Source organism: Erythrobacter sp. R86502, from assembly GCF_042466465.1.
Lineage (GTDB): Bacteria > Pseudomonadota > Alphaproteobacteria > Sphingomonadales > Sphingomonadaceae > Erythrobacter.
In genome coordinates this window covers 2,632,084-2,652,530 of record NZ_JAXHCJ010000001.1, presented here as the reverse complement: position 1 = coordinate 2,652,530, position 20,447 = coordinate 2,632,084, and the positions used below count along the sequence as shown (strand labels likewise).

Here is a 20,447-nt window from a genome sequence, read left to right as displayed (position 1 = left end):
TGATTGACCCCCTTACAGCGCGGTTTCGCCGGACTCGCCGGTGCGGATGCGGGTGGCGGACGCAAGATCGAGGACGAAGATCTTGCCGTCGCCAATGGCGCCCGTGTTGGCGGTCTGCTGGATGGTTTCGACCACCTGCGCGGCGATATCGTCGCTGGCAGCGATCTCGAGCTTCACTTTGGGAAGCATGTTGGTGGTGTATTCGGCACCGCGGTAGATTTCGGTCTGACCCTTCTGGCGACCGAAGCCCTTGACCTCGGTAACGGTCATCCCGGCAATCCCGATGCCGCTCAACGCATCACGCACGGTGTCGAGCTTGAATGGTTTGATGATGGCGATGATGAACTTCATCTGTGGCCCCTGTTACGCCGGATCATTCCGGTCATCAGGGACACAGCAACAAGTGTGCCATATTTGTGTAACGCGGCAGACGCAGCGGGCGCAGCCCACTATCGGGTGCGCACGTTACCCTTCGTGCCTAAAAGTTAATCGCGTGGTTACAATTTAGGCATTTTAACGTCGGTTTTACAGGAATTCGCGCAATGTCGCGATGAAACGGTCAAACTGATCGTGGTGAAGCCAATGGCCCGCCTTTTCGAACTCGATCACCTTTGCCGTTTTGAAGTGCGCGATCCGCCCGTCCTTTTCGGGGTTGGATGCCCAGGAGTCTGCGCCGTACAAAAGCAGTGTCGGGCAGGAGATCGCGCTCCATAACTGCTCGATGAATTCGTCGGCGATATCCTCGACCGGCCACACATTGAGATGCGGATCGAATTTCCAGCTATAGGTGCCGTCTTCGTTGCGGTTGACCCCGTGAACCGTCAGATGACGGGCCTGTTCTTGGGTAAGATAAGCGTTTTCCTCGATCATCCGGGCGAAGGCGGCTTCGATGCTGTCATATTTGCGCGGTGAACGCCCGGCCGCCTTGCGCTTTTTTTCGATCCATTCGGCAAGGCGCTCGGGATAGGGTTTGCTGCGCTGCTGGCTACGGGTCTTGGGCGATGGCCCCAGCCCCTCGATTGCCACCAGCTTCGTCACCCTATCGGGAAAGGCGCCCGCATAGCGTAGCGCGACATTGCCGCCCATCGAATGCGCCACCATCCGCACCGGGCCAACGCCGAGCTGGTGGATCAACTGCGCCAGATCATAGACCATGTCGCCCGCCGAATAGACCCCGTCCGACACCCAGTCGCTATCACCATGCCCGCGGTGATCCATGGCGATGACGTGGTAATCTTCCCGCAAGGCTTCGGCCGTCCAGTCCCACGAACGCGCATGATCGCGCCCCCCATGCACCAGCACCAGCGGCGGCTTACCGCGGCCGCCCCAATCAAGGTAGTTGAGCCTAAGGCGCTGCGAGATGAAGGTCTGCGAGGTCGGGCCGGTGTCGTGCATGACGCCTGCCATGCCGCGAACCAGTTCTCGCTGCAAGACTACCGTTCCTTGGTTGCGGAGAAGATGAGCTGCGGGTTCTTCTCGACTTGGTAGCTCACATCCCACGGGCTCTTGGCCATGAAGACGTAATCGCCATCGCGATCGCGGGCGAGGTTGGCGCGGTTGAACCCGGCGAATTCCTCGAGCGTCTTTTCATCGCCCTTGATCCAGCGCGCAGTGGCAAAGGGTGAGGGTTCAAGCACGGCCTCGACCTTGTATTCCGCTTCGAGCCGGCTGATCAGCACTTCGAGCTGCAACTGCCCGACCACGCCGACGATGTGTGCCGAGCCGATGTCCGGGTAGAACACCTGGATCACGCCTTCTTCGCTGAGATCGTCCAATGCCTTGCGCAACTGCTTGGTCTTGGTCGGATCGCGCAACTGAACGCGGCGCAGGATTTCCGGGGCGAAGTTGGGCAGGCCGGTGAAGCGCACCTGATTGCGCTCGCTCAGCGTGTCCCCCACCCGCAGCGTCCCGTGGTTGGGAATGCCGATGATGTCGCCCGCCTCGGCCGTATCGGCCAGCTCGCGGTCCTGCGCGAAAAACAGGATTGGCGAGTGGACGGCGATCGGCTTGCCCAGCCCTGACGGGGTCAGCTTCATGCCGCGTTTGAAGGTGCCCGACACCTGCCGCATGAACGCAATGCGGTCGCGGTGGTTAGGGTCCATGTTGGCCTGCACCTTGAAGATGAAGCCGGTGACTTCGTCGCGGCTCGGCTCGATCTGCTCCTCGCCCGCCGGTTGCGGGCGCGGCGGCGGAGCGTAGCGCGCGATGGCATCGATCAACTCGGTGACGCCGAAATTCTTGAGTGCCGACCCGAAATAGACCGGCGTCAGATCGCCATTGCGGAAGGCTTCGAGGTCGAATTCCGGGTAACCACCGCGCGCCAGCTCGATCTCGTCGGCGAAGCGCTGGGGGATGGCGGCGGTGTCGCGCGCGCCGAGATATTCGCGGCTCGGGCCCTCGGGGCGGGCCACGGTGTCGGTAGCGAAATCGAGGATGCCCTCGAACTCGCCGCCCATGCCGATCGGCCACATCTGCGGGCTGACGTCGAGCGCCAGCATGTCGGCGACCTCGTCGAGCGTCTCGAAGGGATCGCGGCCTTCGCGGTCGACCTTGTTGACGAACGTGACGATCGGGACGCTGCGCAAGCGGCACACCTCGAACAGCTTGCGGGTCTGCGGCTCGATCCCCTTCGCCGCATCGATCACCATCACCGCGCTGTCGACCGCCGTCAGCGTGCGATAGGTATCCTCGCTGAAATCCTCGTGCCCCGGCGTGTCGAGCAGGTTGAAGACGATCCCGTCCTTCTGGAAGGTCATCACGCTCGACGTGACCGAGATCCCGCGCTGCTGTTCGATCTTCATCCAGTCCGACCGCGCGCGCCGCGCCTGCCCGCGTGCCTTGACCTCGCCCGCAAGATGGATCGCGCCGCCCTGCAACAGCAGCTTTTCGGTGAGCGTCGTCTTACCCGCGTCAGGGTGCGAGATGATCGCGAAAGTGCGGCGATTGGAGGTCATTATGTGTCGCGCGCGACGCGGAAGCCCGCGAAGTCCTGGTTGACCGGCATCAGTTCGATCCGGTTGATGTTGAGATGCGGCGGCAGGCTGGCGATCCAGCCGATGGTGTCGGCGATGTCCTCGCCCGTCATCGGATTGACCCCGCGATAGAGGCTGTCGGACGCCTCCTGGCTGCCGGTGCGTACCACGGTAAATTCGGTTTCGACCATGCCAGGCTCGATGCTGGTGACGCGCACGCCGGTTCCGTGGAGATCGGCGCGCAGGGCGAGCGTGAAGTGGTTGGCGAAGGCCTTGGACCCGGCATAGACATTGCCGCCCGGATAGACGTAACTGCCCGCCACCGATCCGATCGCGATGATCGCGCCGCGGCGTTCGATCAAGCCGGGCAGCAGCTTGCGGGTCAGCACCACCATTGCGGTGATATTGGTGTCGATCATGGTCTGCCAGTCACCCAGATCGGCGCTCTGTGCCGGCGACAGGCCTTGCGCCAGACCGGCATTGTTCACCAGCAGATCGATGTCGCGAAAGCCTTCGGGCAGGTTTGCCAAGGCCGCGTCAAGCGCTTCAGTGTCACGCACGTCGAAACAGGCGGGGTGAACCTTGTCCGCGCCCAGTTCGGCGACCAGCGCGTCAAGCCGCTCCTGCCGCCGCCCGGTGGCGACGCAGCGCCAGCCGTCCGCGACAAGGCGGCGCACTGTGGCAAGGCCGATCCCAGCGGTCGCGCCGGTGACGAATGCAGTCTTTGTCATCCGCGTAGCTCCCCGCCGAGTTTCGTGGCAGCGGCAACGACCTTTTCGGCAATCGCCTTGATGTCGGCATCCTTGAAGCTTGCCTCGCCGGGTTGAAGTGTGACTTCGACCGCGACCGACTTGAGCCCTTCGGGCACGCCTGTGCCGGCGAACACGTCGAACACACGCACACCGGTGATGCTGCCCTTGTCCGCACCCTGAACTGCGCGCACAAGATCGCCGGCAGGAAGGGTGGCGGGCACAAGGAAGGCGAAGTCGCGGGTCACGGCCTGCAGCGCGGGCGGGGTGAAGCCGGCACGCGCGAACGCCGCGTTCTTTTTTGGCGGGATGGCGTCAAGGAACAGTTCAACCGCCGCTATCGGCCCGTCGACGTCAAAGGCCTTCAATGTCGAGGGATGGACCATTCCGAACCGGGCAAGCACCACCTTGGGGCCGAGCCGCAAGGTCGCCGACTGGCCGGGATGGAACTGCGGCCCTGCGTCGCTCATCACCATCAGATTGGCAACCGGTGCGCCCGCCGCTTCGAGCAGTTGCAGCGCCAGCGCCTTGGCATCGAACGCGTCAAAGCCCTGCGCCTTGCCCCCCTGCCAACCGCGTGGCGTTTTTTCCCCTGCGAGCACTGCACCCAATGTCGGCTTTTCATCGCTGAGGCCATTTGCACCGCGGAAATACCGCCGACCGATTTCGAACAGGCGTGATGAGCCGGCCCCGCGATCCGCGTTGCGTTTAGCCGCCATCAGCAGGCCGGGCAGCAAGGCGGGCCGCATCACCTTCATGTCTTCGCTGATCGGATTGGCGAGCACCCACAAGGGCTGGTCGCCGGCAAAGTGTTCGGCAGCCCAAGTGGACAGGAAGCTCCAAGTGATCGCTTCGTTCAGCCCGCTCGCCGCGGCTGCGCGCCGCAAGCCGCGTTCAAGCTTCTGCAGCGGCGTCGCGGTGGGCCTTGCCACCCCTTCAGCACGGGGCAGGGGTACGCTGGCCACCTTTTCCAGACCATGGATGCGCACAACTTCCTCGACCAGATCGGCCGGGCCTTCGATGTCGTGGCGGCGCAGCGGACAGGACACCTGCCAATCGGCCGCAACAGCAAAATCGAGGCTTTCGAGGATTCGCTTTTGTTCGTCCGATGGCACCTCCACCCCGCCAAGGCGGGCGGTCAGGGCCGGATCAAAGGTGATGACCTTTGCATCGGACGGCGGCGAACCGGCGCGCATGGCTTCGCTGGGCGTGCCGCCAGCCAGTTCGACAATAAGGCCGGTGAGCAAATCAAGACCCTCATCGAGAAACGCCGGATCGACCCCGCGTTCAAACCGCGTGCGCGCATCTGACGACACGCCAAGCTTGCGGCCCGTCGCGCCGATCCGCGCCGGATCGAAATATGCAATTTCAAGCAGGACATCGGTCGTCGCTTCGCTGACACCCGAATATTCGCCGCCCATGATGCCGGCGATGTCGTGGACGCGCGCATCGTCGGCGATTACCACCATGTCGGAATCGAGCGTGTAGGTCTTTTCGTTGAGCGCCAGAACCTGCTCGCCATCCTTGGCCCGCCGCGCCGCGACCGGGCCTTGCAGCTTGGCACAATCATAGACGTGCGCCGGACGCCCGAAAGCAAGCATCAGGTAATTGGTAAGATCGACCAGCAATGAGATCGGGCGCTGGCCTGCGCTTTTCAGCCTTTGTTGCAGCCAGTCGGGCGATGGGCCGTTGGTAACGCCGGTAATGACACGTCCGTAAAACGCAGGGCAGCCTTCGGCATCTTCAATGCGTATCGCAACCGGGCAGGCGCCGGTCGGGGAAAAGGCGGGTATCGCAATAGGCTTCAGCGTTCCCAGCCCCTTGGCAGCAAGATCGCGGGCGATGCCGTACACGCCCATGCAGTCCGGACGATTGGGTGTCACAGCGACTTCGATGATCGGGCTGGAACCGTGGTAATCGGCAAAGCTCGTTCCTACGGGCGCATCATCGGGAAGTTCGATGATGCCGTCATGATCTTCGCCCAGTTCCAGTTCGCGCACGGAACACATCATGCCGTTGCTCTCGACCCCGCGGATCGCGCTTTTCTTCAGCACCATGCCGTTGGCAGGGACAACTGCGCCGGGAAGCCCGAGCACACCCTTCATCCCCGCACGCGCATTGGGCGCGCCGCACACGACCTGCAGCGGTTCGCCCCCATTTACATCGCCGCCCGTGTCGACGGTAAGCACCTGCAGCTTGTCCGCATCAGGATGGGGGGCTGCGGTGAGCACATGGGCCACGCGGAAGCCGCCAAGCTTTTCGGCCGGATCTTCGACGCCCTCAACCTCAAGCCCGATGGCGTTCAGCGCGTCGCAGATTTCGGCAAGCGAGGCGGTGGTCTCAAGGTGATCCTTGAGCCAGGTCATCGAGAACTTCATGCGCGTGCTCCCACGCCGGCGGACAAGGTGGGTTGGTCGAACGGTGAGAAGCCATAATGCGCCAGCCACCGGCCATCGCCATCAAAGAAGGCGCGCAGATCGTTCATCCCGTATTTGAGCATTGCGATCCGGTCGATCCCGAGGCCAAAGGCAAAGCCCTGATATTCTGCCGGATCAAGACCGGCAAATTCAAGCACGCGGGTGTTGATCATACCGCTGCCCCCCAGCTCCATCCACGCATGGCCGGGCGCATCACCATGTCCGCCCACCACGCGGCGTCCGCCCTGATTGGAATAACCCACATCGACTTCGACACTGGGTTCGGTGAACGGAAAATAGCTGGGGCGAAGACGCAGACTGATGTCTTCGCGTTCGAAAAAGGCCTTGAAGAAGGTCTCCAGCGTCCACTTGAGGTGGCCGAGATGGATGTCCTTGCCCACCACCAGGCCTTCAACCTGATGGAACATCGGAGTGTGCGTCGCATCGCTGTCGCTACGATAGACGCGGCCGGGCGCGATCAGACGGATCGGGGCGCCCTGCGCCAGCATTGAACGGATCTGCACCGGGGACGTGTGGGTGCGTAGCAGGATCTCGCGCTCACCCGACTTGCCATCAGAGGCGTCTGTCTTGTCCGGAAAGTAGAAAGTATCATGCATCGCGCGCGCCGGGTGGGTTTCATCCATGTTAAGCGCGGTGAAATTGTGCCAGTCGTCTTCGATCTCTGGTCCGGTCGCTACCGAAAAACCAAGGTCAGCGAAAATTTCGGCCAGTTCGTCCATTACCTGCGAAACCGGATGCACCGAACCCCTGGGTGCAGCCATCGCTGGCAAAGTAAGATCGATCGTTTCGCGGGCGAGCTGCGCGTCGAGCGCGGCCGCTTCCAAGGCTGCCTTACGGGACTCCAACGCATCAGCAATGCTGGCACGCGAAGATTGGATCGCAGGCGCAGCGGCGGTGCGTTCTTCGGATGACATGCCGCCCAGCGTCTTCAGCGCCAGGCTGACCCAGCCTTTTTTGCCCAGCGTTTCAAGCCGCAGCGTTTCAAGCGCTTCAAGGCTTTCTGCCGCCGCAATTGCGGACAACGCAGCCTTTGTTTGGGAAGTAATGTCGGTCATGGCCTCGGGTGATCTGCTGAGAGAAAACGTGCCGCCGCCCGCTAGCGGCAAATGACGGGATTTGCAAAGCGCCAGTGGGTTCAGGCACGGGTTGGCATACCCGGCGCATGCTGGCTTCGACCATCCAGCCAAGCGCGCATGCACCGCCGCAATCTCGCCCCTGGACAGCCTGATGGTCAACCGACCGCATGGGCGGGTCAGGGCCGCTGCGAAGGCGGATCCAGCGTCTGCGCAGCGCTTCCCCGGGCGCGCATCCGCGCTTCCATGAAAGACGCGAGAATCGGGTGATCGAGCGCGGCAAATTCGGTAGGATTCATGGTCATGAAGGCATGAAATTCGCGCGTGAACTGCGCCTGATCGTGATAATGCTCGTCCATTGCCTCGGTCCAGGGCCGACCTTGATGAAGCATGAAGGTGGCAAGGCTGCGCATGAACCGCTGGCGGCGCAGGAGCACTTTCGGCGCAAACCCGAAATAGCGCATGCACATCCGTTCAAGCGTACGGATGCTCATTGCGCAGGCATCGGCCAGATCGTGAACCGATGTGTGCTCGGCACTCACCAGCGCGGAATGAATACGCGCAATGCGCGGCTCGTCACGGTTGGGGCGCATGGCCTTCGTCATCGCGGCAACAAGAGCATCGTACTGATCGTCATGTGTTGCATCGGGATCGCACAAGGTCTGCGTCAGACCGGCGAAGTGGCGGAAGGCTTCATGCTGCGAACCATCACACAGGATATTGGCATATTCACATGCGTCGGCTTGAAAGAACCGCGCCCACCCCAGCGGAAGAAAGCCGACGCCCCACATGTGTACGGGCCCCAGCGTGAAACGGCAGGGAAGCGTACTGGGCCCCGAGGCGACATACTGCGCGCCGCTGAGCCGGTGTCCGGCAATCTCGCCTTCAGGGGGTGTGCCGCAGAAGAAGCGGATATTGGCCCATTCGGGTTGCAGAAAGTCCGTCACGCGCGGTGCGGTGTCAGGCAATTCAAGCGTGAGGTGGTAGAACGTTGTGAAACACCCGGCAAACTGCGCAGGCGGTTCGCGGAAATTGGTGGTTAGCCGTGCGCCTGACGGCGGTGCTGGACCGCTTGCGGCATGATGGTCTGCGATACCCCCCATACCCAATCATAGGCGCAATTGACGCGGTTCTACAAGAGCGCGGGTTGCGGGCACACAAAAGGGACGAGCTCCCGCAAAGGAACCCGCCCCTGATCTGTTAGCCGGGCCGAAGCCGCGCCGACTTACGCCGGCAGCGCAGCCTTCGCCTGAGCGATCACAGCCTTGAAGGCACCGCCTTCGTTCATCGCGAGATCGGCCATCGCCTTGCGGTCGAGTTCGATGCCGGCCAGCTTGATGCCGTGCATGAACTGCGAATAGGTCAGGCCTTCCATACGGACGGCCGCATTGATTCGCTGGATCCAGAGACCGCGGAAAGTCCGCTTCTTGATCTTGCGGTCGCGGTACGCGTACTGGCCGGCCTTTTCGACCGCCTGCCGCGCGACGCGGATGGTGTTCTTGCGGCGACCGCGATAGCCCTTGGCCTGTTCGAGTAACCGCTTGTGCTTGGCGCGGGTGGTAACACCGCGTTTGATGCGTGGCATATCAGTATATCCTTATCTGGAGGATGCGCAGGCGCAGGGCCCGCCGCATCAATCGAGGCCGTAGGGCGCCCACTTCTTGATCGTCGGCGTATCATGGGCCGACAGGACCGAAGTGCCCCGGTTTTGGCGGATATACTTCGCGTTGTGGCTGATCAGACGGTGACGCTTGCCAGCGACGCCGTGCTTGACCTTGCCAGTGGCGGTGAGCTTGAAGCGCTTTTTGACGCCGCTCTTGGTCTTCAGCTTGGGCATTTTCATCTCCTGAGTGAGACACGTCGAAACCCGCCATGGCAGCCCTTGTCGCCAGGCTGGCTGATTGATTCGTGTCGGTGAAGTCGGCGCGGATAGGCGCGGCACGCGCGAAAGGCAAGCGATTTGGGCGTTGCCGCTGGCGCCAATGCGCGCTGTTGGAGACACATGAGACACTGTCCAGGAACAGAAAACCCGACCGCCCGCCGGCCCATGCGGGGCGCAGTATCGCGCGATGGAAATAAGGCGGCAATATCATCCTGCCAAACTGCCAGCGCCGACCCCGGTAGGAAAGCACGCCTTGTGCGTAGTGAGCCCCGCAAACAACCGCCGCGGGATGGCGGCAAACAGGCCGCATCGCGAACGGGGTCAAGGACCGGAGTTGGGCCGGTTGGCATATGTCTGCTTTCGGGTATTCGCTCCCGCACGACAACTAGTCGAACAACGGCTGAAAGGCGCGTATCATCGGGTTCGACGAGTGCGGTCCGCCATCCGACAGAATACTTTCCGCCTCGCCATCCTTGATGCTATCTTGCGATAAAGCGGGGTTAAATCATGCGATTTGGCAAAGTTCTCAAGGTTGGCTGTCTCGGCCTACTGGCCATATTGGTGCTGGCAGGAATCGGCATCTGGATCTGGAAGCCCTGGAATTCGATGGTGCCTGCCTTGATGAGTGACCCCGCACCGCAGGGCGAGCGGATTGAGCAGGGCGAGTTGCTGGGCAATTACTATCCCGCCAAGAACGCAGAACCCGCGCCCGCCATTCTCGTGATAGGGGGCAGCGAAGGAGCGCTGGGCGCCGAGATGACCCGACTGGCCAAGGCGCTCAACGCGGAAGGGTTTTCAGTCCTCCACCAATCGTACTGGCGCGCGCCCGGACAGGCGCAGAAATTGGAGCGTGTCCCGCTTGAGCGGTTCATGGAAGGACTGGCGTTCCTGCGTTCGCGTCCTGAAAACGATGGCGAACGGCTGGCAATGATGGGCTGGTCACGCGGCTCAGAAGCCACGCAGCTGGTGGCGATACGCGATCCCGGGATCAAGGCGATTGTGCTGGGTATGCCGGGAAGCGCCGTCTGGCCCGGCTTTTCTTGGGAAACGCCGTGGGCGGTGTTCGAAACAGCCTGGACATGGCAGGGCGAGGATTTGCCTGCCCTCATTATCAGCGAGCACGGATCTTTCTTTAGCGATGAAAAGGAATTTGCTGAAACCAAACGCAAGATCCTCGCTATGCAGGATGACTACCCTGAGACCATCATTCGCGTTGAAGAGGCGCAGGCGGCCGTGCTGATGATCTGCGGAGGCAGGGACGTCGTGTGGGATTCTTGCCCGATGGCGGAGCGGCAGCTGAAGCGGCTTCAGGCTGCTGGTCGAAAGGATGCAGAATTGCTCGCATACGAAGATGCCGGGCATTACGCCTACGGTGCCCCGGTGCCCAAGGACAGTGCCGCCTATAAGCAGCTCAACATTCTGGGCGGATCGGTTGAAGCAAACGCGGAAGCGCTCGACGATGCGTTTCCGAAAATCATTGCTTTTCTCAAGAATAATCTGGGCGATAACCGAAATTAGGCTGTGGTCCCAATCTTGGGGGTAGGGAACGGAACGACGACTTTTGCCTCACGCGTTGCGTTTACCACCCGGATCGGAAAGCTTATTGATGATGCCATTATCAGAGACGCTCGATCCTCGGCAGACCCAGGTCATTGTGCTCAATGGGGTAAGCAGTGTCGGCAAATCCTCAGTCGCTAAAGCTGTTCAACACATCGCTGAAAAGCCGTTCTTGCACGTCCAAATGGATGATTTCCTTGCAATGTTGCCCCCTCGGGCCATCGAGCACGAGGATGGACTGGTCTTCCGTCGTATCGACAGCAGGACCATCGACGTTCAGTCCGGATATATAGTCAGGCGAGCATTGGAAGGCATGCGATATGCCATCGCGGCAATGGCCGACCGCAGAAATCATATGATCGTTGATGACGTGTTTTTCGACAGCGAAGACACCGAATATCGGCAATTGCTTGTGAAATTCGATTTTAGGCTGATTGGGCTCTTCGCGCCTCTCGACGTTGTTCGAAATCGAGAACTCGCCAGAGGTGACCGAGAGGTTGGCCTTGCACAAGGTCAGTTCGAGCGGGTCCATAAAGGACGGACATACGATCTTGAAGTGGACACCTCGCAGGCGCCTCCGGAGACGATTGCGCGAAAGATCTGTGAAGCATTCGGCCTTTGATGGTCAGCAGGACTTTTAGAACCAGTTGATTGAGGGGCGCTTAGCTAGCGGCAGTAACGGGGTCGCTTCCTGAACAGCGGGAATTTTTCAGGATCAGGCCAAAGCCGCCACGTCACTTTCGGGATCAGGCCGGGGGCCGACTCATGACCGGAAGTGGGTGGAAAAAGGACAATCGAAAGCTTCGCCTTTTCTTTTTCCGTATGGGGACCATGAGGCAGTCTGCGGCGACAAACGCATTTTATGCACGCCTCATCAAAATTGGATTTAGCACTTCAGCGCGCCACAAAAATCCAAGTCAACCTTTAATATTAGCGAGCTCCATTATATTATATCCTACAATGTAATTGTCACATTTTTTAAAAAATTTAATAAAAGATATTGCCATTCAGCTGTTTGGGAACAGCAGGAGGCGTTTTTATTGGCATTGACGAAAAACAATAAAGAATGTAGTCTTCAGCGGCGAATCCGGAAATCCGCAGCTCCCTCATTCGCGTTCACGATCGACCAAGAGTATCCCGCGAATTTAACGGGTCGCGAGAAATAACAGGTCGTAAAGTTGCGGACCCCATTGGCCGATCATCCACATTGAGCAAAGGATGGTCTAATGAAAAAGCTACTGTTTGTTGCATTTGCAACCTCGCTCGTCTTTTCCGCTACCGTCATACACGCGCAACAGGGTGGGATCGTTGTATCCTCCGGAAGATCCGTCGATGATTTCGTCAACGATGTATCACGCGACCTTGATCGGCAACTTAAACGGATCGCCATCACCTCGTCCCGCCAACATGGAAATGGCGTAGCTCAAGTTTTGTTTGAATGCGGGCCCGACGGCAAACCTATCAATGTCAGAATGTATAAAAAGTCCGGGTTCTGGACCAGTTTGGAAGCTCGCAGCGTCGTTTCGAAAATACGTTCGCTTCATCCACTGCCGCAGGGCATAACGCACGATCAACTCTATCTAGCAAATATCATTATTGCCGATAGCCCTCGCGAATTCCAGAAATTGTCTGAAAAATTGGAACAGCTGGAAAAGCAGCGGATCGCTTCTGCGACGGGCGACCGTAAGATATTCGCTTTCAACCTTAGCAAATCCCCCTCAACCTGAAATTAGCAGTCAGGTGAGCTTTGGCACTGCCAACGGGCCGTTCTGCGGGCGGACCGACGGCGGTGCCATTGGCGTTCTGACCTGTGCCGCACCGGGTCATCGCGCCATTTTGATGCATAAGTATGGCTGCCGCATTCTAATTGGATGTCCGAAAGTCCGAAACGGGGTCGTTTCCAGAACGGCAGTTTTCGATTGAACAAAGCCGATAGCAGACGCTTCGGCCTACCCCATGGCCTCCAGCACATCTTCCAGCCGCGCCGGATCGCCCAGCGCGATTACCGTGCCGTCTGATCCGGCATCCAGCGGGTTGCCCTGCCAGTCTGCCATCATGCCGCCTGCGCCCTCAACCACGGGCACCAGTGCCGCATAGTCATACAGCTTCAGCCCCGCTTCGATCACAACGTCGATATGGCCCGAAGCGACAAGCCCGTAATTGTAGCAGTCGCCGCCATAGATGATCTTTTTTTCGGCCACGCCCTTGGCCACCGACATGAAGGCATCGGCTTCTTCATTGGTGAACAGATGCGGGCTGGTGGTGGCGAGCACCGCGTCGGACAGCTCCTTCAGCGGCCGGCAAGTGGCGGGCTTGCCGCCAAACAGCGTTGGCTGCCCGATGCGCCCCACCCAGCGTTCCCCCGCAATCGGCTGATCAATGATGCCGAGCACGGGCCAGCCGTCCTGCAGCAGCGCGATCAGCGTGCCGAAGATCGGGCGCCCTGCGATAAAGCTGGTGGTGCCGTCGATCGGATCGAGCACCCATTGGCGGCCTGCGCCTTCGTTGCGGGTGCCGTATTCCTCCCCGATGATCCCGTCGCGCGGAAACTCGGCTTCGATCAGCCGGCGCATCGCGGCTTCGGCGGCCCGGTCGGCTTCGGTGACGAAACTGCGGTCGGCCTTCTTTTCCTCGCTCCACTGGCCGCGGAACAGGGGGCGGATGGCAGCGCCGGCCAGATCGGCAAGGCGCAGGGCGAGAGCGAGATCATTATCGTTCATGCAGCCATCCAATAGTCATGGGCTTGCGCCTGTCGAGCCTCGGTGTAGCGGCGCGCCTCCGGCCCCACCCATTCCAGCGGCAGGTCGTCGTGGATTGGGGTGCGGGCGACAAACCAGCCCTGTCCCGGCAGGCCATCGGACTGGCGCACCACCAGCACGGCAAGGCCGGGTTCGCCCAAAGCGCGCCCGTCCTCGTCGATGTGGTCGAGCACCTTGCACAATTGGCGCATCAAGGGCCGGGTGAAGACGTGGCCGAGGATTCCGAGCAGTTCGGAATAGGTCAGCGTCTTGCGCTGCCGGGCAGCGCTGATGAGAATGTCCCGAACCTCGCCGGGATCAAACATCAATCGAACAGGCTGGAAACCGAGCTTTCATCCGCAATCCGGCGAATCGCTTCGCCCACCAGCGGGGCGATTGGCAGGATACGGATGCGATCAGATGCTTCCGCGGCCTCAGTGGGCCGGATCGAATCGGTGATAACCAGTTCTTTCAGGCTCGACCCGTTGATGCGCGCCACTGCGCCGCCCGATAGCACGCCGTGGGTGATATAGGCTGCGACCGACTTGGCCCCGCCTTCCAGCAGCGCCTCGGCCGCGTTGCACAGTGTACCGCCCGAATCGACGATGTCGTCGATCAGGATGCAGTGGCGTCCTTGGACATCGCCGATGATGTTCATCACTTCCGATTCGCCCGGCCGGTCGCGGCGCTTGTCGACGATGGCGAGCGGGGCGTTGTCCAGCCGCTTGGCCAGCGCGCGCGCGCGCACCACGCCGCCCACATCGGGGCTGACGACCATCAGCGACTGATTGCCATACCGCGCCTGAATATCCGCCGCCATGACCGGCGCGGCATACAGATTGTCGGTCGGGATATCGAAGAAGCCCTGGATCTGGCCGGCGTGCAGATCCACTGCCAGCATCCGGTCCGCGCCGGCTTCGGTGATGAGGTTGGCCACCAGTTTGGCCGAAATCGGCGTCCGGGGTCCGGGTTTGCGGTCCTGCCGGGCATAACCGAAATAGGGCACAACCGCAGTGATCCGCTTGGCAGACGCGCGGCGCAGCGCGTCGATGCAGATCAGCAGTTCCATCAGGTTGTCGTTGGCCGGAAAGTTGGTCGGCTGGACGACGAACACGTCTTCCCCGCGCACGTTTTCGTGAATTTCGACGAAGACTTCCTCATCCGAAAACCGCCGCACGCTCGCATCGGTGAGCGGGATTTCGAGATAGGCCGCAATAGCGCGGGCGAGCGGCAGGTTTGAGTTGCCGGACATGATTTTCATGGTGCGCGAATCCCCGCTAAAGCCGTGACGCCCCCGCCTAGCGCCGCGTCATGGAATTGCAACGCAGTGCCGCCCGGTTCTCGTCAACTATCGGCCCGCTTCATTCAATCGGCCGGCGCGTGTCGAGCAGGTCTTTCTCGCCCGTGCCGCGTTCCTCGCTGACGAGCTGTTCGATGGTGCGATCACGCGGGGCGTGTTCGTCCCCGGCCGGCATCGCGGGTGCGGGTTTGGCCACGGCCACGCGCTTGGCCTCGCCGGATTTGGCCTCACCGGGTTTGGCCTCACCGGGTTTGGGAAGCCGGGCAAAATCCTCCACGCGGATACGATAGATCGGCTCTGGCAGTTCGTAGCCTTCGCTTTCCAGCGCAGATTTGGCCGCCTGTATCGCAAGGCTGCGGCCCTTCATGAAATCGGTCGCTTCCTGATCGACCCACGCAAAGAAGCGCAGAACGATGCTTGAATCGCCCACCGCCTGAATGATCGCGTGGCTGCGCGGATCATCAAGCACGAAGGGCAGTGAACGGATCGCGGCAAGACCCACCTGCATCGCGGCCAGCGGATCATCCGCCGAATCGACACCCAGATCGAATTCGAACCGCCGTTGCGGGTTGCGAGTGAAGTTGAGGATGTTGGCTTTGAAGACGGTGGAATTGGGAATGCGCAGGTGGTTGCCATCCATCGTCATCAGCACCGTGGCCCGCGATGTCAGCCGGATCACGTGGCCTTCGAGCGTGTCGATGATGACATGATCATTGGCGCGGAATGGTTGGCGTAGGCTGAGCATCAGGCTGGACACATAATTGTCGACCGTATCGCGCACGGCAAAACCCAGCCCGATGCCGATGATCCCGGCGCTGCCCAGCACCAGGCCCAGCAGGGCAGTGGCATCAAGGATCTGCAAGGCGATCACCAGCCCTGCAATGATTCCCACGACGCGGATCGCCCCTGCCACCAGTTCGGCCAGAAACCCGTTCGGTGTGGCCCAGGCCCAGAAGCGCCGCTGCCCTGCCACAAGGTATCCGACCGCCGCCACCAGCAAGGCCGCCAGCACCGCCACACCCAGCAACGGCAGGCTTTTGATCAAGCCGCGAAAATCTTCGGAAAGCGATGACAGCGCCGGCGACAGGTTGCTGTCCACTTCAAGCGATCGTTCGATCCCGTTTTCGACCGTGACAACGCCGCCGATCCGTTCGGCGATGGCGAGCGCCTGTTCGCGGTCAGCCTGATTGGCGACCGATCCCGACAGGCGAACCACCCCCGATTGAACCGCGACCTCTACACCGGCCAGACCATCGATCTGCGCGAAAATGCGCTGCAACCCTGCCTGCGTGGCGCGATCCGATTGTTCGGTCAGCGCCGCAATATCGATCGTTCCCGAAGAGCCCGCATCGGCTTCCTCGGCCGCCGCACTGCCGGTCGGGTCCGTCAGCGTCTGCGCAGAAAGCCCGGCGGCGCCTGTCAGCCAAAGACTTGCGAAAAGACCAAGGAGCATCAAGCGAAGGGGCATGAATGTGCAAAATCCTTTGCCGCCGCGCAGGTGCGCGATCAGGGGTGCGCCCTTAGACCAAGGACGCAAGGGGGATGGCAGGAAAAGGCCTGCGCACGTGACAAGTTCCATCCCTGCCCTGCTCCGGCACGATTGCATCGGCGGGAGAATGCCCCCCCGCCGCGCCATTGCCCGCGTGAGCGCCTACCCCCCCTGACGACTGGCCTCGGCTGAATTGATCACGGCCTTGTCCCAGGTAACGCGGGTTTGCGTCTGCGGATTGAAGCGATCGTCCTTATAGGTCGCTGCGCGTGCGGCGGCGATTTCCGCTTCGGTCAGATCGTCGCTCGGCTTCAGCGCAAACACGTCGATCCCGCGGGCGATTTCCGTGCCGTAAAGATGGCCCTTGTACCAATAGACCGACCAGTAACCCCCCAGCACCATCTGCTTGGCATCAATCGGCCCGCGATCGAAATAGGCGATTTCCCGGGGATTGGCGCTGTCGGTGAAATCCATCACGCTGAGCCCCCCCTGATACCACGCCTGCGCAAACAGATCGCGCCCCGGCACCGGGATGATCGATCCATTGTGCGCCACGCAATTCTCCTTGTCGCTCTGCGCGGCGGGCATTTTGTAATGCGCACGGAAGACAAGCTTGCCATCAACGATGTCGTAAACCGCATTGGCGCCCCAGGTCTTGGGATCGGACGCCTTGCAGCGCGGGCGCCCGCCGCCGCCCCATTCATCGGTGAAGATCACTTTGGTGCCATCATTGTTGAAGGTAGCCGAATGCCAATAGGCAAAGGTGGTGTCGGTGACGGCGTCGATGCGTTTGGGGTTCATCGGATCGGAAATGTCAAACAGGATGCCATTGCCCGAACATGCGCCTGCCGCCAGCTTCAGCGCAGGGTAGACGGTGATGTCGTGGCAATGATCGGTCGGCGCGGTGCGCTGCGTGTTGTCGCCATGATCGCCGCCGCGCCACAGGCCGGCAATTTCGCCTGTTTCGGTGTCGGCAAAGACCCGCGGGCTTTTGACGATCCGCGCCGTGGACGGATCAGCCAGCGGAATTTCGATCACATCGACCGAGAACAATGCGGTGCGCGTGTCGCCGGGAATTTCGCCGATGCAACCAGCCAGCTCTTCGGTTTCGCGGATGCCCGCCGTGCCCGAGTTGTAGACGATCAGCCGCGTATCATCGGCGCTGACGACAGAGTGCGTGTGGCTGCCCCGGCAGGTTTGCACGGCGCCCACCTGCACAGGGCGCGAAAGATCGGAAATATCGAAGATACGCAGGCCACGGAAACGGTCGGCGTTGACCTTGCCCGGCGCGCCTTCAAGTCCGCAATCCACCCGTCCGCGGGTCTGTTCGACGCTCATGACAAGCAGATCGCCTACCACCGAAACATCGCCCTGCCCACCGGGGCACACGACGCTGCTCATCAGACCGGGCAAACCATCGGCGCCCAGCTTGTACAGGTTGAACCCGTGGTACGATCCCGTCACCAGAACATCGCCGAAGAACGCCATGTCGGTGTTGGCAAAATCAAGCAGCGGTGAACGTTCAGCGTATTCGGTCAGGTCTTCTTCTTCACGGGCGGGGGCGCCATCAGGGCCTGCTGCGGCCACAGCAGGTTCGGGCGCAGCAGGTTCGGATGCAGCGGTTTCAGCAACGTCCTTGTCAGCCTTCGGCGGCACGGGCGGGCGCAGGCCTGCGGGGTTTTCGGGATTGAAGAACCCGGCTGGCTTGGGCAGGCTGGCCACCTTGGTAAGCCCAAGGATCGCCTCGCCCGCGGTGTTGAACCCGGCGGTGAGATTGGCACGCGGATCGGGGGACAGCCCCGCCAGCAGTTTGTCCATCCGCTCGATCTCGGTGGTCTGTTCGCTGTCGATATCGCTGACGAACTGGTAAAGCACGGGGTCAGCGGCAGTGCCGTCTTCATCGAACAGCTTTTCCACCATGTCGACCGCGCCTTCATGATGCGCGATCATCAGGGTGAGGAACTGGCGGTCGAACTCGGTGCCCTTGGCGTCTTTCAACGCCTGCATCTGGGCGGGGCTCGCCATGCCGGCCATCATGTGGTGCATGTGCGCGCCGTGGCCGGCCATCTTCGGGTCTTCCAGCGGTTCGCCGCGGTCGGCCAACCACCCTTTCATGAACGCAATTTCATCCGCCTGGCTTGATTCGATCCGCCCGGCAATGGTGAGCAGATCGGCCGAATTGGTGCGATCCTTCGCCAGTTTTGCCATGGCGAGCGCCTGCTCGTGATGCAGGATCATGTTTTGCATGAACGCAACGTCGGCCTGCGTGTAGCTGGCCTGTGCCAGCTGGGTCGCCTGCTGCGCGGTCAGCGTCTTGCTGGCCTGACCGGGCGCGCCCGGCTGGACGATCTGCGCACTTTGGGCACAAACGATGCCCGATGACGACAGCAAAACGGCGGCGAAGGCAGCGCGTGCAGCGCTGCGTTTGGCATTAGCGGTCATGAAAGTCCCCTTTGATCCGTGCTTGACCGGCAACCTGCCGCCTGGAGCGGCTCAGTCAAGCCCGACGACGAAGGTTCACCGCCTGTTTCGATGAACCCACGACCACGTCCGAGCAGGTGCATGACAAGAAAGGTTTTTGAAGGCCGGTCGCGTGCGCCGCACCTTTCATCGCATGGGACTCTCTCTGCCCTTGTCGCGCCGAACCGCGCGGGGATAAGTATGTCATTAAGCCTACCGCAACCCTGTTGGAGTAGCTTGTCCTCATGACACGCCCCCGCCTTTTCGCCGCCGTTACCGGTCTTGTCGCCTCTTTTGCCGCGATGGCGAGCCCGGCTGCGGCAAGCGCCGATGATCTGCAGGCCACCTTCGACAACACCTTCGGCACCCAGTCGCGTCAGCCGCCCAGCTTTGAAGCATTGTATGCCAACAATCTGCAGCAGCGCATCGCCGAACTGGCCGATCCGGCGCAGGGCCGCATCGGGGTGGCTGCAATCGACCTTGCAACCGGCGAACAGGTCATGGTGCTGGGCGATCAGCTTTTCCCGATGGCATCGACGAGCAAGATCGCGGTGGCCGCCACGTTCCTCGAAATGGTCGAACAGGGTCGTTATTCCCTGACATCGGAATTTCCGCTGATGATGCCGGTCGCTTCGGCCAAGTATTCTTCGGCTAAAGCCCCGGTGCGCGCCGGGCAGTACATGCCCGCGATCGATTTGCTGGAAATCATGATCACCCGGTCCAGCAACCCTGCGACCGATGCCCTGCTTGCCGCCGTGGGCGGACCCGCGAAGGTCAATGACTGGATCCGCCGTCAGGGCATTTCCAACTTCTCGATCAACCGCGATATCGCGACGCTGGTGCGCGATGATGGCGAACACAATCCCGCTTTTCACATCGACCCGCGCGATGCCGCAACGCCGCGGGCGATGGTCGATCTGCTTGCCGGATTGTATCGCGGAGATTTCCTGTCCGACCAAAGCCGGCAGGTGTTGCTTGGCGCGATGAGCCGCACCGTTACGGGCAAGCGGCGCATCCCGGCGCATATTCCGCTTGAAGCGCGGGTGAGCCACAAGACCGGTTCGCTCAACAACACGTCGAGCGATATCGGCATCATCGAATGTCCCGATGGCCGCACCATCGCCGTGGCGATCTATGTGACGGGTCAGGGTACCAAACTCGCCCGTGAACAGCGTATCGCTGCGATTGCGCGGGCGCTGTATGATGGCTTTGCCGTGCGTGCGCAGCAAAATCCTACGAAAAACTGGGCCAACGCGCCCTACGCAACAGGCGGTTGAGCCTTACCGTTTGAACTAACGCAAAAAGGGCGGCGCCTTGCGGCACCGCCCTTTTTTTTCAGCTGATCGTAGCCGCCAGGCGGCGCTGATCGTGCGTCCGATTATTCGGCAGCAGCTTCGGCTTCGGCAGCGACGTTAGCAGCGGCATCGCCAACTTCGTCGGTGGTCTGAACAGCAGCGTCGGCAGCTTCGTCAGCCGCTTCATTGACTTCAGCAGCAGTCGCATCGGTGGCGGCATCGACGTTGTCGGCAGCGATTTCACCATTAGCTTCTGCGTCAGCAGCCATCGCGTCAACAGCTTCTTCGGTTTCTGTTTCTGTGGTTTCGCTGCAAGCGGCAAGGCCGAGAGCCGAAGTGGCGATGGCAGCAGCGAGGATGATCTTGCGCATGGTATGGATTCCCTTGTCTTGAAATAAGAGCCTGCGAACGAGACGCGCCGTTTACACGATCGCGCCGATACCGGTATCTGTTCGGCCCGGTTCGTGGTCTCAGATAAGGCCGAACACGGGCAG

19 protein-coding genes are annotated in these 20,447 nt (G+C 61.2%); 4 read left to right on the top strand and 15 right to left on the bottom strand.

The window, feature by feature from the left end; all coding sequences use genetic code 11:
• Window positions 1-12: 12 nt before the first annotated feature.
• The 9 genes from SJY33_RS12740 to rpmI form a co-directional block, all read right to left on the bottom strand.
• On the bottom strand, window positions 13-351 hold the full coding sequence (locus tag SJY33_RS12740; RefSeq protein WP_379923146.1) for a P-II family nitrogen regulator: 339 nt from the start codon (window positions 349-351) through the stop codon (window positions 13-15).
• Between the two features lie 174 nt (window positions 352-525).
• Window positions 526-1,395 (bottom strand): alpha/beta fold hydrolase, encoded by an 870-nt coding sequence (locus SJY33_RS12735; protein WP_379923592.1) that lies wholly within the window; start codon window positions 1,393-1,395, stop codon window positions 526-528.
• A 38-nt stretch (window positions 1,396-1,433) separates the two neighbouring features.
• Entirely contained in the window at window positions 1,434-2,954 is a 1,521-nt protein-coding gene (locus SJY33_RS12730) for a peptide chain release factor 3 (RefSeq protein WP_379923145.1), read from the bottom strand.
• On the bottom strand, window positions 2,954-3,703 hold the full coding sequence (locus tag SJY33_RS12725; RefSeq protein ID WP_379923144.1) for an SDR family NAD(P)-dependent oxidoreductase: 750 nt from the start codon (window positions 3,701-3,703) through the stop codon (window positions 2,954-2,956). Before SJY33_RS12725 ends, SJY33_RS12730 begins: the two co-directional genes overlap by 1 nt.
• The gene (gene pheT / locus SJY33_RS12720) at window positions 3,700-6,099 is read right to left on the bottom strand and encodes a phenylalanine--tRNA ligase subunit beta (protein WP_379923142.1); all 2,400 of its coding nucleotides are present in this window, start codon (window positions 6,097-6,099) and stop codon (window positions 3,700-3,702) included. Before pheT ends, SJY33_RS12725 begins: the two co-directional genes overlap by 4 nt.
• Entirely contained in the window at window positions 6,096-7,214 is a 1,119-nt protein-coding gene (gene pheS, locus SJY33_RS12715) for a phenylalanine--tRNA ligase subunit alpha (RefSeq protein WP_379923141.1), read from the bottom strand. Before pheS ends, pheT begins: the two co-directional genes overlap by 4 nt.
• Before the next feature lie 197 nt (window positions 7,215-7,411).
• The gene (locus SJY33_RS12710; protein WP_379923140.1) at window positions 7,412-8,335 is read right to left on the bottom strand and encodes a helix-turn-helix domain-containing protein; all 924 of its coding nucleotides are present in this window, start codon (window positions 8,333-8,335) and stop codon (window positions 7,412-7,414) included.
• A gap of 122 nt (window positions 8,336-8,457) precedes the next feature.
• The gene (gene rplT, locus SJY33_RS12705) at window positions 8,458-8,817 is read right to left on the bottom strand and encodes a 50S ribosomal protein L20 (protein WP_379923139.1); all 360 of its coding nucleotides are present in this window, start codon (window positions 8,815-8,817) and stop codon (window positions 8,458-8,460) included.
• Between the two features lie 48 nt (window positions 8,818-8,865).
• Window positions 8,866-9,069 (bottom strand): 50S ribosomal protein L35, encoded by a 204-nt coding sequence (gene rpmI / locus SJY33_RS12700; protein WP_086606759.1) that lies wholly within the window; start codon window positions 9,067-9,069, stop codon window positions 8,866-8,868.
• Window positions 9,070-9,621: 552 nt separating this feature from the next.
• Here rpmI and SJY33_RS12695 point away from each other — a divergent pair.
• The 3 genes from SJY33_RS12695 (at window position 9,622) to SJY33_RS12685 (ending at window position 12,398) form a co-directional block, all read left to right on the top strand.
• The gene (locus SJY33_RS12695) at window positions 9,622-10,632 is read left to right on the top strand and encodes an acyl-CoA thioester hydrolase/BAAT C-terminal domain-containing protein (RefSeq protein ID WP_379923138.1); all 1,011 of its coding nucleotides are present in this window, start codon (window positions 9,622-9,624) and stop codon (window positions 10,630-10,632) included.
• Between the two features lie 88 nt (window positions 10,633-10,720).
• Entirely contained in the window at window positions 10,721-11,293 is a 573-nt protein-coding gene (locus tag SJY33_RS12690) for a chloramphenicol phosphotransferase CPT family protein (RefSeq protein ID WP_379923137.1), read from the top strand.
• Window positions 11,294-11,897: 604 nt separating this feature from the next.
• Window positions 11,898-12,398, top strand: a complete 501-nt coding sequence (locus SJY33_RS12685; protein ID WP_379923135.1) for a hypothetical protein — start codon at window positions 11,898-11,900, stop codon at window positions 12,396-12,398.
• A gap of 222 nt (window positions 12,399-12,620) precedes the next feature.
• Here the strand turns inward: SJY33_RS12685 and hisN are convergent, their stop codons facing one another.
• From hisN to SJY33_RS12660, 5 genes are all read right to left on the bottom strand, one after another.
• Window positions 12,621-13,391 (bottom strand): histidinol-phosphatase, encoded by a 771-nt coding sequence (gene hisN / locus SJY33_RS12680; protein WP_379923134.1) that lies wholly within the window; start codon window positions 13,389-13,391, stop codon window positions 12,621-12,623.
• A complete protein-coding gene (locus SJY33_RS12675; protein WP_379923133.1) occupies window positions 13,388-13,735 on the bottom strand; it encodes a ribose-phosphate pyrophosphokinase in 348 nt (115 codons plus the stop codon). Before SJY33_RS12675 ends, hisN begins: the two co-directional genes overlap by 4 nt.
• Window positions 13,735-14,670, bottom strand: coding sequence for a ribose-phosphate pyrophosphokinase (locus tag SJY33_RS12670; RefSeq protein WP_379923131.1), 936 nt, complete (start codon window positions 14,668-14,670; stop codon window positions 13,735-13,737). Before SJY33_RS12670 ends, SJY33_RS12675 begins: the two co-directional genes overlap by 1 nt.
• 100 nt (window positions 14,671-14,770) lie before the next feature.
• The gene (locus SJY33_RS12665; RefSeq protein ID WP_379923130.1) at window positions 14,771-16,177 is read right to left on the bottom strand and encodes a mechanosensitive ion channel family protein; all 1,407 of its coding nucleotides are present in this window, start codon (window positions 16,175-16,177) and stop codon (window positions 14,771-14,773) included.
• 183 nt (window positions 16,178-16,360) lie between these two features.
• Window positions 16,361-18,640: a DUF305 domain-containing protein gene (locus tag SJY33_RS12660; protein WP_379923129.1), complete on the bottom strand. Its 2,280-nt coding sequence runs from the start codon at window positions 18,638-18,640 to the stop codon at window positions 16,361-16,363.
• A gap of 263 nt (window positions 18,641-18,903) precedes the next feature.
• Between SJY33_RS12660 and SJY33_RS12655 the strand changes: the two genes are divergently transcribed.
• Entirely contained in the window at window positions 18,904-19,935 is a 1,032-nt protein-coding gene (locus tag SJY33_RS12655) for a serine hydrolase (RefSeq protein ID WP_379923128.1), read from the top strand.
• A 101-nt stretch (window positions 19,936-20,036) separates the two neighbouring features.
• Here SJY33_RS12655 and SJY33_RS12650 read toward each other — a convergent pair whose 3' ends face one another.
• A complete protein-coding gene (locus tag SJY33_RS12650; protein WP_379923127.1) occupies window positions 20,037-20,324 on the bottom strand; it encodes a hypothetical protein in 288 nt (95 codons plus the stop codon).
• Between the last annotated feature and the right edge of the window lie 123 nt (window positions 20,325-20,447).

Bases quoted from the DNA above. Each gene is read 5' to 3' on its own strand.
- SJY33_RS12740 (WP_379923146.1), bottom strand. From the start codon at position 351: ATGAAGTTCATCATCGCCATCATCAAACCATTCAAGCTCGACACCGTG.
- SJY33_RS12735 (WP_379923592.1), bottom strand. From the start codon at position 1,395: ATGCACGACACCGGCCCGACCTCGCAGACCTTCATCTCGCAGCGCCTT.
- SJY33_RS12730 (WP_379923145.1), bottom strand. From the start codon at position 2,954: ATGACCTCCAATCGCCGCACTTTCGCGATCATCTCGCACCCTGACGCG.
- SJY33_RS12725 (WP_379923144.1), bottom strand. From the start codon at position 3,703: ATGACAAAGACTGCATTCGTCACCGGCGCGACCGCTGGGATCGGCCTT.
- pheT (WP_379923142.1), bottom strand. From the start codon at position 6,099: ATGAAGTTCTCGATGACCTGGCTCAAGGATCACCTTGAGACCACCGCC.
- pheS (WP_379923141.1), bottom strand. From the start codon at position 7,214: ATGACCGACATTACTTCCCAAACAAAGGCTGCGTTGTCCGCAATTGCG.
- SJY33_RS12710 (WP_379923140.1), bottom strand. From the start codon at position 8,335: ATGGGGGGTATCGCAGACCATCATGCCGCAAGCGGTCCAGCACCGCCG.
- rplT (WP_379923139.1), bottom strand. From the start codon at position 8,817: ATGCCACGCATCAAACGCGGTGTTACCACCCGCGCCAAGCACAAGCGG.
- rpmI (WP_086606759.1), bottom strand. From the start codon at position 9,069: ATGCCCAAGCTGAAGACCAAGAGCGGCGTCAAAAAGCGCTTCAAGCTC.
- SJY33_RS12695 (WP_379923138.1), top strand. From the start codon at position 9,622: ATGCGATTTGGCAAAGTTCTCAAGGTTGGCTGTCTCGGCCTACTGGCC.
- SJY33_RS12690 (WP_379923137.1), top strand. From the start codon at position 10,721: ATGATGCCATTATCAGAGACGCTCGATCCTCGGCAGACCCAGGTCATT.
- SJY33_RS12685 (WP_379923135.1), top strand. From the start codon at position 11,898: ATGAAAAAGCTACTGTTTGTTGCATTTGCAACCTCGCTCGTCTTTTCC.
- hisN (WP_379923134.1), bottom strand. From the start codon at position 13,391: ATGAACGATAATGATCTCGCTCTCGCCCTGCGCCTTGCCGATCTGGCC.
- SJY33_RS12675 (WP_379923133.1), bottom strand. From the start codon at position 13,735: ATGTTTGATCCCGGCGAGGTTCGGGACATTCTCATCAGCGCTGCCCGG.
- SJY33_RS12670 (WP_379923131.1), bottom strand. From the start codon at position 14,670: ATGAAAATCATGTCCGGCAACTCAAACCTGCCGCTCGCCCGCGCTATT.
- SJY33_RS12665 (WP_379923130.1), bottom strand. From the start codon at position 16,177: ATGCCCCTTCGCTTGATGCTCCTTGGTCTTTTCGCAAGTCTTTGGCTG.
- SJY33_RS12660 (WP_379923129.1), bottom strand. From the start codon at position 18,640: ATGACCGCTAATGCCAAACGCAGCGCTGCACGCGCTGCCTTCGCCGCC.
- SJY33_RS12655 (WP_379923128.1), top strand. From the start codon at position 18,904: ATGACACGCCCCCGCCTTTTCGCCGCCGTTACCGGTCTTGTCGCCTCT.
- SJY33_RS12650 (WP_379923127.1), bottom strand. From the start codon at position 20,324: ATGCGCAAGATCATCCTCGCTGCTGCCATCGCCACTTCGGCTCTCGGC.